Source organism: Roseicyclus sp., assembly GCF_052168335.1.
Classification (GTDB): Bacteria; Pseudomonadota; Alphaproteobacteria; order Rhodobacterales; family Rhodobacteraceae; genus Roseibacterium.
The window spans coordinates 1-13,340 of record NZ_JBQLZP010000017.1 but is presented as its reverse complement, the minus strand read 5'-3'; the positions used below and the strand labels follow the sequence as shown (position 1 = coordinate 13,340).

General features: G+C 70.8%; 14 protein-coding genes. 4 read left to right on the top strand and 10 right to left on the bottom strand.

All coding sequences use genetic code 11. From position 1 onward, the window contains the following. From ACTS11_RS00670 to ACTS11_RS00660, 3 genes are all read left to right on the top strand, one after another. The coding region (locus ACTS11_RS00670; protein WP_442638431.1) for a 3-hydroxyacyl-CoA dehydrogenase NAD-binding domain-containing protein at positions 1-1,547 on the top strand (1,547 nt) is incomplete at its 5' end. After that, the gene (locus tag ACTS11_RS00665) at positions 1,547-2,362 is read left to right on the top strand and encodes an alpha/beta hydrolase (RefSeq protein ID WP_442638430.1); all 816 of its coding nucleotides are present in this window, start codon (positions 1,547-1,549) and stop codon (positions 2,360-2,362) included. The genes ACTS11_RS00670 and ACTS11_RS00665, both read left to right, overlap by 1 nt. Positions 2,363-2,524: 162 nt before the next feature. Continuing rightward, positions 2,525-3,142, top strand: a complete 618-nt coding sequence (locus tag ACTS11_RS00660) for a hypothetical protein (RefSeq protein WP_442638429.1) — start codon at positions 2,525-2,527, stop codon at positions 3,140-3,142. Positions 3,143-3,205: 63 nt separating this feature from the next. Here the strand turns inward: ACTS11_RS00660 and ACTS11_RS00655 are convergent, their stop codons facing one another. From ACTS11_RS00655 to coxB, 10 genes are all read right to left on the bottom strand, one after another. Then, complete coding sequence (locus ACTS11_RS00655; protein WP_442638428.1) at positions 3,206-4,597, bottom strand: FAD-binding oxidoreductase; 1,392 nt, start codon at positions 4,595-4,597, stop codon at positions 3,206-3,208. Positions 4,598-4,687: 90 nt separating this feature from the next. Beyond that, positions 4,688-5,272, bottom strand: a complete 585-nt coding sequence (locus ACTS11_RS00650; RefSeq protein WP_442638427.1) for a GNAT family N-acetyltransferase — start codon at positions 5,270-5,272, stop codon at positions 4,688-4,690. Next, a complete protein-coding gene (locus tag ACTS11_RS00645) occupies positions 5,272-6,534 on the bottom strand; it encodes a M16 family metallopeptidase (protein ID WP_442638426.1) in 1,263 nt (420 codons plus the stop codon). The genes ACTS11_RS00650 and ACTS11_RS00645 overlap by 1 nt, the downstream gene beginning before the upstream one ends. Beyond that, positions 6,531-7,928 carry a threonine synthase gene (thrC, locus tag ACTS11_RS00640; RefSeq protein ID WP_442638425.1) on the bottom strand — a complete coding sequence of 466 codons (1,398 nt, stop codon included), beginning with the start codon at positions 7,926-7,928 and terminating at the stop codon, positions 6,531-6,533. The genes ACTS11_RS00645 and thrC overlap by 4 nt, the downstream gene beginning before the upstream one ends. Before the next feature lie 9 nt (positions 7,929-7,937). After that, entirely contained in the window at positions 7,938-8,609 is a 672-nt protein-coding gene (locus tag ACTS11_RS00635) for an SURF1 family protein (RefSeq protein ID WP_442638424.1), read from the bottom strand. A 159-nt stretch (positions 8,610-8,768) separates the two neighbouring features. After that, positions 8,769-9,587, bottom strand: a complete 819-nt coding sequence (locus tag ACTS11_RS00630; protein WP_442638423.1) for a cytochrome c oxidase subunit 3 — start codon at positions 9,585-9,587, stop codon at positions 8,769-8,771. A gap of 24 nt (positions 9,588-9,611) precedes the next feature. Further along, positions 9,612-10,190, bottom strand: coding sequence for a cytochrome c oxidase assembly protein (locus tag ACTS11_RS00625; RefSeq protein ID WP_442638422.1), 579 nt, complete (start codon positions 10,188-10,190; stop codon positions 9,612-9,614). Further along, positions 10,187-10,381 (bottom strand): hypothetical protein, encoded by a 195-nt coding sequence (locus ACTS11_RS00620; RefSeq protein WP_442638421.1) that lies wholly within the window; start codon positions 10,379-10,381, stop codon positions 10,187-10,189. Before ACTS11_RS00620 ends, ACTS11_RS00625 begins: the two co-directional genes overlap by 4 nt. 4 nt (positions 10,382-10,385) lie before the next feature. Then, positions 10,386-11,330 carry a heme o synthase gene (gene cyoE / locus ACTS11_RS00615; RefSeq protein WP_442638420.1) on the bottom strand — a complete coding sequence of 315 codons (945 nt, stop codon included), beginning with the start codon at positions 11,328-11,330 and terminating at the stop codon, positions 10,386-10,388. Positions 11,331-11,408: 78 nt separating this feature from the next. Next, the gene (gene coxB / locus ACTS11_RS00610; protein ID WP_442638419.1) at positions 11,409-12,299 is read right to left on the bottom strand and encodes a cytochrome c oxidase subunit II; all 891 of its coding nucleotides are present in this window, start codon (positions 12,297-12,299) and stop codon (positions 11,409-11,411) included. A 205-nt stretch (positions 12,300-12,504) separates the two neighbouring features. Between coxB and ACTS11_RS00605 the strand changes: the two genes are divergently transcribed. Then, a partial coding sequence (locus ACTS11_RS00605; protein ID WP_442638418.1) for a TldD/PmbA family protein occupies positions 12,505-13,340 on the top strand: 836 nt, incomplete at its 3' end.

Below are 13,340 nucleotides of genomic sequence, written 5' to 3'. Positions count from 1 at the left end.
GCACCAGCCGCGGCAGGAGGACGGTGCCCGCCGACCGGGCACTGTCGCTCATCGCGGGCGGCAAGCCCGTCGACGCGGCCCGGGCGCTGGAGATGGGCCTGATCGACCGGATCGCGGAGGGCGACCTGATCGAGGCCGCCTGCGCCTTCGCCCGCGCGATCGGAGAGATGCCGATGCCCCTGATGCAGCGCGCCGCCATCCCGCCCGCCGACGCGGCGGCCTTCGCGGCGCAGAAGGACGCGATCGCCCGGAAGGCGCGCGGCCAGCTTTCGCCCGTGGCCGCCGTCGCGGCGGTGGAGCGCGCGCTTGCCATGGACGCGCACGCCGCCTTCGCCGCCGAGCGGGAGGCCTTCGTGGCCCTGCGCGACTCGGCGCAATCCGCCGCCCTCCGCCATGCCTTCTTCGCCGAGCGCAGCGTCTCGAAGATCCCCCGCGCGGAGGGGGCCGAGCCGCGCCCCCTCGCCCGCATCGGCGTCGTCGGCGGCGGCACGATGGGCGCGGGCATCGCGGCGGCCTGCCTTCTGGCGCGGCTGCCGGTCACGATGGTCGAGCGCGACGCGGAGGCGGCGGAGGCGGGCCGCGCCCGCGTCCTCGGCATCCTCGACGACAGCGCAGCGCGGGGCCTCCTGTCGGGCGACGCGCGCCGGGCGGCGGAGGCGGCGCTGACGGTCGCCGACGACGACGCCGCGCTTTCCGACTGCGACCTGATCGTCGAGGCCGTCTTCGAGGACATGACGGTCAAGCGCGCCGTCTTCGCGCAGCTCGACCGGGTCGCGAAGTCCGGGGCGGTCCTCGCCTCCAACACCTCCTATCTCGACATCGACGCGCTGGCGGCGGGCACGCGCGATCCGTCCCGCGTGATCGGCCTCCACTTCTTCTCGCCCGCCCATGTCATGAAGCTCCTCGAACTGGTGGTGACGCAGGCAGCCGCGCCGGACGTGCTGGCGACCGGCCTGGCGCTCGGCAAGCGGTTGAGGAAGATCACCGTTCCCGCGGGCGTCTGCGACGGGTTCATCGGCAACCGCGTGATGTCGGCCTACCGGCGCGAGGCCGACTTCATGCTGGAGGAGGGCGCGCTCCCGCAGGAGATCGACGCGGCGATGCGCGGCTTCGGCTTCCCGATGGGGGTCTTCCAGATGGCGGACCTCGCCGGGCTCGACATCGGCTGGGCGATGCGCAAGCGGCAGGCGGCGACGCGCGATCCGGCGGCGCGCTACGTCGAGATCGCCGACCGCATCTGCGAGGCCGGGCGTCTCGGGCGCAAGACCGGGCGGGGCTGGTACGACTACACGGCCGACCCGAAGGGCGCGGTCGACCCCTGGGTGACGGCGCTGATCGAGGCGGAGGCGGCGCGGAAGGGCATCGCGCGGCGGCGCTTCGACGCCGACGCGATCATGGCGCGCATCCTCGGCGCGATGCAGGCGGAGGGCGCGGCGCTGCTGGCCGAGGGCATCGCCGCCTCCCCCGAGGCGGTCGACGTGGTGATGGTCAACGGCTACGCCTTCCCGCGCTGGCGGGGCGGGCCGATGTTCATGCGGGGGGAGTGATGATCGACTGGACGGACGCCTTCGACAATTCGGGCTACGTGCCCGGCAGCGACGCCCTCCCCGCGCTCTGGGCCGCGCGGGCGGGGGCCTTCCGCGAGGTGGTCGCGGCCGAGGGGCTGGCGGAGCTGGGCCTCGCCTACGGACCGGGGGAACGCAACCGCCTCGACCTCTTCCGCCCCGGATCGACGCCGCCCCACGGCCTCGTCGTCTTCGTCCATGGCGGCTACTGGCACCGGATGGACCGGAGCTTCTTCTCCCATCTGGCCGAGGGGGTGCGGGCGCAGGGCTGGGCCGTCGCCATGCCGAGCTACACGCTGGCCCCGGAGGCGCGCGTCGCGGAGATCACGCGGGAGGTCGCGGCGGCCATCGGCGCCGCGGCGGAGCGTGTGGCGGGGCCGATCCGGCTGGCGGGCCATTCGGCGGGCGGGCACCTCGTCACGCGCATGGCCTGCACGGACGGGCCGCTGCCCGAGGCGCTGGCCGCGCGCGTCGACCGCGTGCTCTCGATCAGCGGCATCCACGACCTCAGGCCGCTGATGCTGTCGAAGATGAACGAAGTGCTGCGCCTGACCGAGGCGGAGGCGGCGGCCGAGAGCCCCGCGCTCCACGCCCCGCGGCCGGGCGTGAGCCTCCACGCCGTCGTCGGCGCGGGGGAACGCCCGGAACTGATGCGCCAGACCCGCCTCCTGGCCGAGACCTGGGCCCGCGCCGGCGCCGACATCGCGGACGCCTACCTCGCGGGCGAGGACCACTTCTCCATCATCGAGGCGCTGGCCGACCCGGCGAGCGGACTGGTCGCGCGGCTGCTCGGCTGAGGGCGGAGGTTCTGGGCGCGGCGAAGGTCGGTTTGGAGTCCAAATCGACCAATGATGTGACATGCGAGCACTGGAAGTTGGCTCGGGGGTAACGTATTCGGCAGTCGTGGCAGGAAAAGATAAGAGCTAGGCAAAACAGAAAAATCACTCTGAGGGGTAATCATGGGCGACGACGAATCTGTTATTAGAGCGATCATCGATCGGGAAAGCCTTCCGAAGATGTTTCCCACTCATCGACATGCTCCGGAATTTTGGGAGCATCTCGGGCGAGCAATTGCTTCGTTCGGCTTCTTGGAAGACACGCTCAAGAAGGCCTATTTTTCGCTCACTGGAACAACACCCGTTGCGCGGGAAGACGCCAAAAGGGCGGTTGAACAGTGGGGAAAGAGGCTTGAAAAGGTAATGACTATGCGACTCTGGGAATTGGCTAATGAGTTTGAAGGTGCGGCTACTGCCAACCCAAACCGTTCGACAGAAAATATAGGTGAACTTGTCGCCGACATTAAGAAAGCAGCGGAACTACGGAATATTCTTTGTCACGGAAGTTGGATGTTGCCCGACAATGAAGGGAAGTCGCTTCCGCGCTTCTCCAAAAAGGATCGGGCGACCGGCGGAATCGTCCAGTTTGCCGACAAGATTGGTATCGAATACTTGTCGCAGGTGCAGGCTCATGTGACCGACTTAATCTGTTCCGTGATCGATACCGTAACACACATGGGCTATCAGTTTCCGGGCAGTGCCGGTCCGGGCAAGCCAATCTGGCAGAGTGACAAGCGCTAAACGCCGTTGGACGGAACTGAGCTGACGGCAGCTCCGTCCGCCCACCGGACCTTCATCCCCCCCTCACCCCCTGAGCACCGCCCCCGGGTTCATGATCCCCTTCGGGTCGAGCGCGGTCTTGATCGCGCGCATGGCGGCGAGCTTGGCGGGGTCGCCGTAGCGCTCGAGGTCGTCGACCTTGAGCCGGCCGATCCCGTGCTCGGCCGAGACCGAGCCGCCGAGTTCGTGGACGAGGTCGTGGAGCGCGCGCTTGATGGCGCCGCGCTCGTGCTCGTGGTCGGCGCGGCTGCGGCCGGGCATGGGGAAGACGTTGTAGTGCAGGTTGCCGTCGCCGAGATGGCCGAAGCAGTTGACGCGGTAGGCGCCGATCGCGGCCAGCCGCGCGGGCGCCGTCTCGATGAAGGCCGGGATCGCGGCGAGCGGGAAGGAGATGTCGTGCGAGGAGACCGCGCCGATCCTGCGGTTGGCGAGCGGGATGGTCTCGCGCAACGTCCAGAACTCGGAGCGCTGGCCCTCGGACTGGGCGACGAGGCCGTCGCTGACGAGGCCCGCCTCGAAGGCCTCCGCGAAGAGATCCTCGAGCGCGGCCTCCGGGCTCTGGCCTTGGCCGAGGCCGAGGTCGATCAGCACCATCCACTCGGGCGGCTCGTCGAAGGGGTGCTTCACCTCCGGCCCCACCTCGCGCAGGAAGTCGAGGCCGGTGCGGTGCATCAGCTCGAAGGCCGAGACGCCCTCGCCGATCCGTGCGCGGGCCATGCGGAGGAGCGCCAGCGCGGCCGCCGGGTCGGGCACCGCCATCAGCGCCGCCCCCGTCGCGGCGGGCTTCGGGAAGAGGCGCAGCGTGGCGGCCGTGATCACGCCGAGCGTCCCCTCCGCCCCGATCAGCAGGTGCCGCAGGTCGTAGCCCATGTTGTTCTTCCGGAGCCCCGAGAGCGTGTGCATGACCGAACCGTCGGGCAGCACCGCCTCGATCCCGAGGCAGAGGTCGCGCGCGTTGCCGTAGCGCAGCACGTTCACGCCCCCCGCGTTGGTGGCGAGGAGCCCGCCGATCCGGGCCGAGCCCTGCGAGGCGAGCGTCAGCGGGAAGATCAGCCCCTCGGCCTCGGCGGCGGCGTGGACATCGGCGAGGATGGCGCCGGCCTCCACGGTCATCGTGCCCGCCTCCGCGTCGAGCGCGCGGATCGCGCGCATCCGCTCGAGCGAGAGGACGAGGGGCGGCGTGCCGCCCTCGGCGAGTTGCCCGCCGACGAGGCCGGTGCCCCCGCCATAGGGGATGACGGGCGTGCCGGTCGCGGCGCAGGCGCGGACGATCGCGGCGACCTCCCCGGTCGAGGCGGGCGCGGCGACGGCGGCGGCCCGGCCCTGCCAGCGGCCGCGCGGCTCCTCGAGGTAGCGCGGCTCGGGGTCGCGCAGGGTCGAGGCGGGCAGGCCCGCGGCCAGCAGGGCTTCGGTCATGACTGTCTCCTCCCCGTGCCGTTTTCCGAAGGAAAACGGGCCGGAAAACGCAGGTTTTCCGGCACGGAAAAGCCGGCTTTTCCGGGCGCCTCATCCGACATCGGTGCGCCCCCTCCGGTCGGACCTGAGATTGGCGTAGAGCACGTGGTTGCGCCAGCGCCCGTCGATCTGCAGGTAGCTCTGGGCCACGCCCTCGTACTTGAAGCCGGTCTTCTCGAGCACGCCGCGCGAGGCCGCGTTCTCGGGCAGGCACGCGGCCTCCAGCCGCGAGAGCTCGAGCGTGCGGAAGGCGTAGTGCACCACCGCCTCGAGCGCCTCGCGCATGTAGCCCTGGCGCGCATGGGCCGCGCCGATCCAGTAGCCGAGCGTTCCGGCCTGCGCGGGCCCGCGCCGGATGTTGTCGAGCGTGATCGCGCCGAGCAGCACCTCGTCCGACCTGCGGTGGATGAAGAGCGGCACGGCGGAGCCCTGCGCGATGGCGCGCTGCGCCCAGTAGACGCGGTTGGTGAAGGCCTTGCGCGTCAGGTGGTCGGGCGCCCAGGACGGCTCCCATGGCTTGAGGAAGGGCTCGCTCGAGGCGCGCAGCGCCACCCAGGGCCGGAAATCGGCGTGGCGCGGCAGGCGCAGGCTCAGCCGGTCGGTCTCGATCCGCAGATGCCGCTTGCGGCCCAGCATCACGCCGCCAGACGCTCCCTCACGCGGTCGAGGTCGGGCGCGGCCCGCACGGGTCCGTAGAGCGCCATCGCCGCCCGCCCCGAGGCCGCGAGCGCGCCCGCGTGGTCCCTGAGGCCCCGCAGCGTCACCGCGTCGATGCGCGCCACCGTCTCCTCGAGCGGCGGCACCCGGTTCCAGATCGCCACGAGCCGCGCGTTGCGCTCGGCCCGCGCCGAGGGGCTCTCGAGCCCCATCAGGAGCCCCGCCTTCATCTGCGCCCGCGCCCGGTCGAGCTCGGCCGGGGTCATGTCGCTGGCCGAGCGGCGGATCTCGTCGAGCGTCAGGCCCACGAGGTCCTTGAGCTGCCCGCCCGAGGTGCCCGCGTAGATCGTCAGGAGCCCGGTGTCGTCGAAGGCGCCGACCTGGGCATAGATCGTGTAGCAGAGGCCGCGCTTCTCGCGGATCTCCTGGAAGAGGCGCGAGGACATGCCGCCGCCGAGCGCGGTCGCGTAGATCTGCGCGGTGTGGATGTCGTCCGAGCGGTAGCCCGGCGTCTCGAGCGCCAGCGTGAAATGCGCCTGCTCGAGCTTCTTGACCACCCGCTTCTCGCCGCCCGCGAAGCGGCCCGGCTCGGGCGTCGCGGGGGAGCTCGCCGGCAGATGGCCGAAGGCGGCCTCGGCCAGCCGCAGGATCTCGCCCGGATCGACGCCGCCCGCCGCCGAGAGGATGAGCTGCCCCGGCCCGTAATGCTCGGCCACGAAGCGGTCGAAGTCGGCCCGCGAGAAGCCGCGCACGCGCTCGGCCGGGCCGAGGATGGTGCGCCCGAGGGGCTGGCCGGGATAGGCCTCCTCCTGGAGCCAGTCGAAGATGATGTCGTCGGGCGTGTCGGCGGCCTGGCCGATCTCCTGCAGGATCACGCCGCGCTCCACCTCGATCTCGGCGGGATCGAAGGCGGGGTTCAGCACGATGTCGGCGATGAGATCGACGGCCAGCGCCACGTCCTCCTTCAGGACGCGCGCGTAGTAGGCCGTCACCTCGCGCGAGGTATAGGCGTTGATGTAGCCGCCGACATCCTCGATCTCCTCGGCGATCCTGAGCGCGCTGCGCCGCGCGGTGCCCTTGAAGGCCATGTGCTCGAGGAAATGCGCGATGCCGTTCTGCTCGGCCCGCTCGTGGCGGCCGCCCGCGCTGACCCAGAGGCCGATGGCGGCCGATTGCAGGCCCGGCATGGGCTCGACCACGACGCGCAGCCCGTTCGACAGGGTGTGAAGCTCGACACTCACGCGAAGGCGCCCTCCGGGATGCGCGCCTCGATGAGGCGCTCGATGGCCGCGAGGTCGTTCTCGACGCGCGTGACGCGCTCGGGCCGCTCGAAGAGGTCGGCCATGCGCGGCGGCAGCGACGGCCTGAGCCCGGTGGCGGCCTCGACCGCGTCGGGGAACTTGGCCGGATGGGCGGTGGCGAGCGTCACCAGCGGCGTCGCCCCGGTGAAGCCCTGCGCCACGTGGACGCCGACGGCGGTATGCGGGCAGAGAAGCTCGCCCATCCCGGCGCGCGCCCGCGCGATCATGGCCGAGGTCTCCTCCTCGCCCGCGCGGCCCGAGGCGAAGTCCTCGCGCAGCCGCTCGAGCGCGCCCTGGCTGATGCGGAAGCCGCCCGCCTTCAGCTCGTCCATGAGCTGCGCCACCGCCGCCCCGTCGCGCCCGTAGGCGCCGAAGAGCGCGCGCTCGAAGTTGGACGAGACCTGGATGTCCATCGACGGGCTGATCGTCGGCGCCACGCCCTCGGGGGTGTAGTCGCCGGACGACAGCGCCCGGTGCAGGATGTCGTTGCGGTTCGTGGCGACGATCAGCTTCTCGATCGGCAGGCCCATGGCCCTGGCGACATGGCCCGCGAAGATGTCGCCGAAATTGCCCGTCGGCACGCAGAAGGAAACCGCGCGGTGCGGCGCGCCGAGGCTGACGGCGGCGGTGAAGTAGTAGACGACCTGCGCCAGCACCCGCGCCCAGTTGATCGAGTTCACCCCCGCCAGCCGCACCCGGTCGCGGAAGGCGAAGTCGTTGAACATGTCCTTCACGCGGGCCTGCGCGTCGTCGAAGGTGCCGTCGATGGCGAGCGCGTGGGCGTTGCCCTCTCTCACGCAGGTCATCTGGCGGCGCTGCACCTCCGAGACGCGACCATGCGGGAAGAGGATGAAGACCGAGACGGCGTCGAGCCCCCGGAAGGCCTCCATCGCGGCGGACCCGGTGTCGCCGGAGGTGGCGCCCACGATCGTCACCCGCTCGCCCGCGCGCGTCAGCGCCGCCTCGAAGAGCTGGCCGATGAGCTGCATCGCGAAGTCCTTGAAGGCCAGCGTCGGCCCGTGGAACAGCTCGAGCAGGAAGTGGTTCGGCTGGAGCTGCTTGAGCGGCGCGCGCGCCTCGTGGCCGAAGCCCGCATAGGCCCGGGCGATCAGCCCGGCGAACTCGTCGTCGCTGAAGGCGTCCCCGATGAAGGGCCGCATGACGCGGAAGGCGACCTCCTCGTAGGACAGGCCCGCCAGCGCCGCGATGTCGCCCGCCGACATGCGCGGCATCTCGGCCGGCACGTAGAGCCCGCCGTCCCGCGCGAGGCCGGTCAGCATCGCCTCCTCGAATGTCAGCTCCGGGGCCCTCCCCCGCGTGGACACGTAGCGCATGGGCATCCTTCAGATCGTCCGACGCCTGATACGCCAGAGTAGGTGGAGTGTCATCCCCAACCAGAGGAGGGCAAGGGAAAACCAGGTGATGGCGTAGTTCAGGTGGTCGTTGGGGATGTTCGCGGTGTCCACCGGCAGCGGCTCGACCGGCGCGTCCGGCACCGAGAGCGCGCGCGCCACGATCAGCACGGGCTCCGTCCCGAGCCGCGCGGCCAGTGCGCCCACGTCGCGGGCGTACCAGATGTTCCGCGCCAGGTCGTTCTCCGGCGTGTAGCCGTCGATCTCGTCGGGCCAGTGCAGGTTCCCCGTCACCGTCACCGGTCCCGCGTGCAGCGGCGGCACCCCCTCGGTCGGCATGAAGCCCCGGTCCACCAGCACGCGCCCCTGCCCCGTATCCAGCGCCGAGATCACCCGGTAGCCCGCCCCCTGCCCGCGCCGGCTGACGAGGACGCGCACGTGGTCCTCCCCGAGCCTCCCCGTCGCCTCGACCGGCAGGTAGGCGTCGGCCTCGGGGTCGGGCGCCTCCGGCAGCGCCACGGGCGGGGCCGCGATCCGCGCCTCGATCCCGGCGAGGATTCCCTCCTTCCAGGCGAGGCGCTGCACCTGCCAGACGCCCAGCGACACCAGGATCGCCACGCCCCCGATCCCGAAGACGAGAGGCCAGATCATCCGCCTGAGCATCGCGCCGCTCCGTTCCGCGAAAGGACGAAGGCCCACCTCGCGGCGGGCCCCCTCATCGTCATCCCGGTCTTCGTGCCGGTCTTCGTTCCGGTCTTCATCTTTCCCCAAATACCGCCGGGGGGAGCCGAAGGCGGGGGGCAGCGCCCCCCTGACCACGGCTCAGGCGATCACGACGGCCTGGCCCCAGATGTAGACGGCGAGGAAGAGGAACAGCCAGACCACGTCGACGAAGTGCCAGTACCAGGCCGCCGCCTCGAAGCCGATGTGCTTCTCCGCCGTGAAATGCCCCGCGCGGACGCGGAACCAGCAGACCGCGAGGAAGATCGTGCCGATGATCACGTGCAGGCCGTGGAAGCCCGTGGCGAGGAAGAAGGTCGAGAAGAACTTGTCGCCGCCGAAGGTCCAGTCCTTGTGGGCGATCAGCTCCCAGTACTCGAAGGCCTGGAGGCCGGTGAAGGCGATGCCGAGCACGATGCCGAGGGCGAGGCCGTGCTCCACGTCCTTGCGGCTGCCGCCATGCACCAGCGCATGGTGCGCCCAGGTCACCGCGCAGCCCGACAGGAGCAGCACGAGCGTGTTGATCAGCGGCAGGTGGAAGGGATCGACCGCGTAGATCTCGGGCGGCACGTAGGCCGAGGCCTCGTAGGTGTTCATCGGGTAGAGGGCGTGCTTGAAGAAGGCCCAGAACCAGGCGACGAAGAACATCACCTCGGACATGATGAACATGATGAAGCCGTACTTGAGGCCCAGCCGCACGACGGGCGTGTGGTCGCCCTGCTGGCTCTCGACCACCACGTCGGCCCACCAGCCGTACATGACGTAGAGCACCGCCGCGAAGCCCATCAGGAACAGCCACGGCCCCGAGCCGTGCATCCAGTTGACCGCGCCGAAGAGCATGGCGAAGGCCCCCGCCGCCGCCATGAGCGGCCAGATCGAGGGCGGCAGGATGTGGTAGTCGTGTCTCTTGGCGCTGGCCATGGCGGTGTCCCTCCGGGTGGGTCGTCAGTTGTTGGCCGCGGCGGCCGGAGCCTGTCCGGTCCCGAGCGCGGCGTAGTCCTCGGGCATGTCCGTCACGTGGAACGTGTAGGACAGGGTGATGGCGGGGATGCCGACCGTCTCGGGATCGTCCACGATCTCGGGGTCGACGAAGAAGGTCACGGGCATCAGCACCGTCTCTCCGGGCTGGAGCACCTGCAGCTCGAAGCAGAAGCAGGCGATCTTGACGAAGTAGGGCCCGGTCTCGAAGGGCGCGACGTTGAAGCTCGCCGTGCCCGCCACGGGGCGGTCGGTCGGGTTGTGCGCCTCGTAGAAGGCGAGGCCCGTCTCGCCGATACGCACGTCCATGTGCGGCTCGACGGGGCGGAACCGCCAGGGCATGTCGCGGGCGAGCGAGGCGTCGAAGCGGACGCGGATCGTCTCCTCGAGCACCGTGTCGCTGCCCTGGTCGGCCACCTGCGTCGTGCCCCCGAAGCCGGTCACGCGGCAGAACCAGTCGTAGAGCGGCACCGACGCCCAGGCGAGGCCGCCCATGAAGACGGCAACGCCGAGGAGCTTCGCGACGACCTTCTGGTCCCGGGTCATTGCCCCTCCCCGACGATCGGCGTGATCGAGACGCGCGGCTGGTGGTCGAAGGCCTCCATCGAGGCGCCCTCGCGGATCTTGGCGATGGTCAGGCCGAAGACGATGGCGGCGAAGAAGACGAGGCTGAGCGCCACGCCGACGTTCCGCCCGAAGCGGCGGCGGTGCAACTCGTGGGTCTCGGCGATCGGCATGGCGTCAGGCCCCCCAGAGGCCGGTCAGGCGCAGCATCCCGTCCGCGAGAAGCGCGCCGAAGTGAAGGAAGAGGTAGGAGAGCGAGAAGCGGAAGAGGCGCTTCTCGGTGGCGTAGGCGTCGGCCTCGGCCGCCGCCTCGTCGCGGCGCCAGACGGCGTGGGCGTGGCGGAGGAAGATCGCGTTCAGCACGATGGCGGCGGCGAGGTAGACCGGCCCGCCCACGGAGGTCAGGCCGAGGCCCACCGCGACCGGCGCGAGGAGGAGCGAGTAGATCCAGACCTGGCGCCGCGTCTCGGCCCGGCCGTGGGTCACGGTCAGCATCGGCACCTTCGCCTCGTGGTAGTCGGACTTCATGAACAGCGCGAGCGCCCAGAAGTGCGGCGGCGTCCACATGAAGATAAGCCCGAACATCAGGAGGGGTGCCAGGCCCACGTCGCCCGTCACCGCGGCCCAGCCGATCACCGGCGGGAAGGCGCCCGCGGCGCCGCCGATGACGATGTTCTGCGGCGTCGCCCGCTTCAGCCACATCGTGTAGACGACCGCGTAGAAGAAGATCGTGAAGGCGAGAAGCCCCGCCGCGACCCAGTTCGTTGCCAGACCCAGCATCGCGACCGAGATCGCCGAGAGCGCGACGCCGATGGACAGCGCCTCGCCCGCCTCGACCCGGCCCGCGGGCACGGGGCGGCCGCGCGTGCGCTTCATGATCCGGTCGATGTCGGCGTCGTACCACATGTTGAGCGCGCCCGAGGCGCCCGCCCCGAGCGCGATGAACAGGATCGCGGTGAAGCCGACCATGGGCGAGATCGACCCCGGCGCGACGAGGAGGCCGACGAGCGCCGTGAAGACGACGAGCGACATCACCCGCGGCTTCAGGAGAAGCACGTAGTCGCCGAACCGGGCCTCGGGGGCGCCGGTCTCGATGCCGCTGTTGGTCGTCGCGTCGGTCATTCGTCGTTCCCGTCAATGTAGGGCGGGAGCCGTCCCGCCGCTACCCGCCGGGCGGGGCGCGGACGCCCCGCCGTCACGTCACTCGGCCGCGGCCAGTTCCAGCGTCCGGGGCGCGCGCATGCCGCCCACGGAGGCGAATTCCTGCGCCTCGCCGGCGAGCCAGGCCTCGTATTCCTCGGGCGTCACCGCGAAGACGGTGATCGGCATGTAGGCGTGCGCCGCGCCGCAGAGCTCGGAGCACTGGCCGAAATAGACGCCCTCCTGCCCCGGATCGACCTCGAACCACAGCTCGGCCAGGCGGCCCGGAACGCCGTCCTGCTTCACGCCGAAGGCGGGGACCGTCCAGGAATGGATCACGTCGGCCGCCGTCACCTGCACCACGACGGTCCGGCCCGTCGGCACGACCATGGCCGCGTCCGTGGCCAGCAGGAACTCGTCGCGGGTGTAGCCGTACTCGGCCAGCTGGTCCTCCGACAGCATGATCGAGAGGAAGGAGATGCCGTGCTCGGGGTATTCGTAGCCCCAGTACCACTGGTAGCCCGTCGCCTTGACCACGACGTCGGCCGGCGGGATCGTCTGCTGGCGGAACAGGACCGGCAGCGAGAAGGCCCCGATCACCACGAGGATGAGCAGCGGCACGACCGTCCAGGTCACCTCGATCTTCGTGTTGTGCGTGAAGGTCGCGGGCACCGGGTTGGCGCGCGCGTTGTGGCGCAGGATGGACCAGATCAGGAGCGCCGTCACGAAGAGCACGATCGCCGCCGTGATGACGAGGAGCAGCGTGTCGAGCGCGCGGATGTCCTGCGCCACCGAGGTCACGCCCGTCTGGAAGTTCACGCCGCCGGGCTCGGGCGCGCCGATCACCTCGAGCCCCTCGCGCAGGCCCTGCGTCTGGGCCGATGCGGCACCTGCTGCGATGCTTGCGCCGAATGCGGCCCACAGGCCGCCGATCTTCGTCCGAAGTGCCATTCGCTCTTGTCCTGTTGTCTCGCGGTCGCCGCCTCGCCCCCCTGCGTCCTGTGCAGAGGCCCCTCGACCGGCCGAACCGTTGCGTTCCAAGCTGACCGGACCATATAGCTAGCCGGGGACCAAGGCATTGGTCAAAAATGTCTCACCCGGAACGAATTTGACCTGGATCATTTTCCGGGTCCCGAGCGCAGCGGAGCCTTCCCCCATGTCCGACCCTTTCCGTCCCTTCGAAACGCATCTCGACGAGGCCGCCGCGCTGCGCGCGCTGCGCGCGGCGACCGACGGGGCGGAGGATGGCGAGCTCTTCCTCGAGCGGAGCCGGTCGGAGGCGCTGGTCTTCGACGACGGGCGGGTGCGCACGGCGAGCTACGACGCGGCGGAGGGATTCGGCCTGCGCGCCGTGAAGGGCGAGGTCGCGGGCTACGCCCATTCGACGACGATCTCGGAGGCGGCGCTGCTGCGCGCCGCCGAGACCGCGCGCCTCGCCGTGGGCGACGGCGGCGGCATCCTCGCGGAGGGGCCCGCGGGCACGAACCTGCACCTCTACACCGACGCCGACCCGATGGCGGACGCGGAGTTCGGCGTGAAGCTCGAGACGCTGCGCGAGATCGACGCCTTCGCCCGCGACCTCGACCCCCGCGTGGTGCAGGTGAGCGCCAGCCTCTCGGCCTCGCACCAGGAGGTGGTGATCCTGCGCCCCGAGGGCACGCGCGTCTCCGACATCCGGCCGATGGTGCGCCTCAACGTCTCGATCATCGTCGAGGAGAACGGCCGCCGCGAGACCGGCACCGCGGGCGGCGGCGGGCGCATCCGGCTGACCGGCCTGCTCGCGCGCGAGCACTGGGAGGCGGTCGCGCGCGAGGCGCTGCGGATCGCGGTGGTGAACCTCTCCGCCGAGGCGGCGCCCGCGGGCGTGATGGACGTGGTCCTCGGCCCCGGCTGGCCGGGCATCCTGCTGCACGAGGCGATCGGCCACGGCCTCGAGGGCGACTTCAACCGCAAGAAGCAGTCCGCCTTCGCGGGGCTGATGGGCAGCCGGAT

Excerpts from the sequence above, each read along its gene's own strand:
- ACTS11_RS00665 (WP_442638430.1), top strand. The coding sequence starts at position 1,547 with ATGATCGACTGGACGGACGCCTTCGACAATTCGGGCTACGTGCCCGGC.
- ACTS11_RS00660 (WP_442638429.1), top strand. The coding sequence starts at position 2,525 with ATGGGCGACGACGAATCTGTTATTAGAGCGATCATCGATCGGGAAAGC.
- ACTS11_RS00655 (WP_442638428.1), bottom strand. The coding sequence starts at position 4,597 with ATGACCGAAGCCCTGCTGGCCGCGGGCCTGCCCGCCTCGACCCTGCGC.
- ACTS11_RS00650 (WP_442638427.1), bottom strand. The coding sequence starts at position 5,272 with ATGCTGGGCCGCAAGCGGCATCTGCGGATCGAGACCGACCGGCTGAGC.
- thrC (WP_442638425.1), bottom strand. The coding sequence starts at position 7,928 with ATGCGCTACGTGTCCACGCGGGGGAGGGCCCCGGAGCTGACATTCGAG.
- ACTS11_RS00635 (WP_442638424.1), bottom strand. The coding sequence starts at position 8,609 with ATGCTCAGGCGGATGATCTGGCCTCTCGTCTTCGGGATCGGGGGCGTG.
- ACTS11_RS00630 (WP_442638423.1), bottom strand. The coding sequence starts at position 9,587 with ATGGCCAGCGCCAAGAGACACGACTACCACATCCTGCCGCCCTCGATC.
- ACTS11_RS00625 (WP_442638422.1), bottom strand. The coding sequence starts at position 10,190 with ATGACCCGGGACCAGAAGGTCGTCGCGAAGCTCCTCGGCGTTGCCGTC.
- ACTS11_RS00620 (WP_442638421.1), bottom strand. The coding sequence starts at position 10,381 with ATGCCGATCGCCGAGACCCACGAGTTGCACCGCCGCCGCTTCGGGCGG.
- cyoE (WP_442638420.1), bottom strand. The coding sequence starts at position 11,330 with ATGACCGACGCGACGACCAACAGCGGCATCGAGACCGGCGCCCCCGAG.
- coxB (WP_442638419.1), bottom strand. The coding sequence starts at position 12,299 with ATGGCACTTCGGACGAAGATCGGCGGCCTGTGGGCCGCATTCGGCGCA.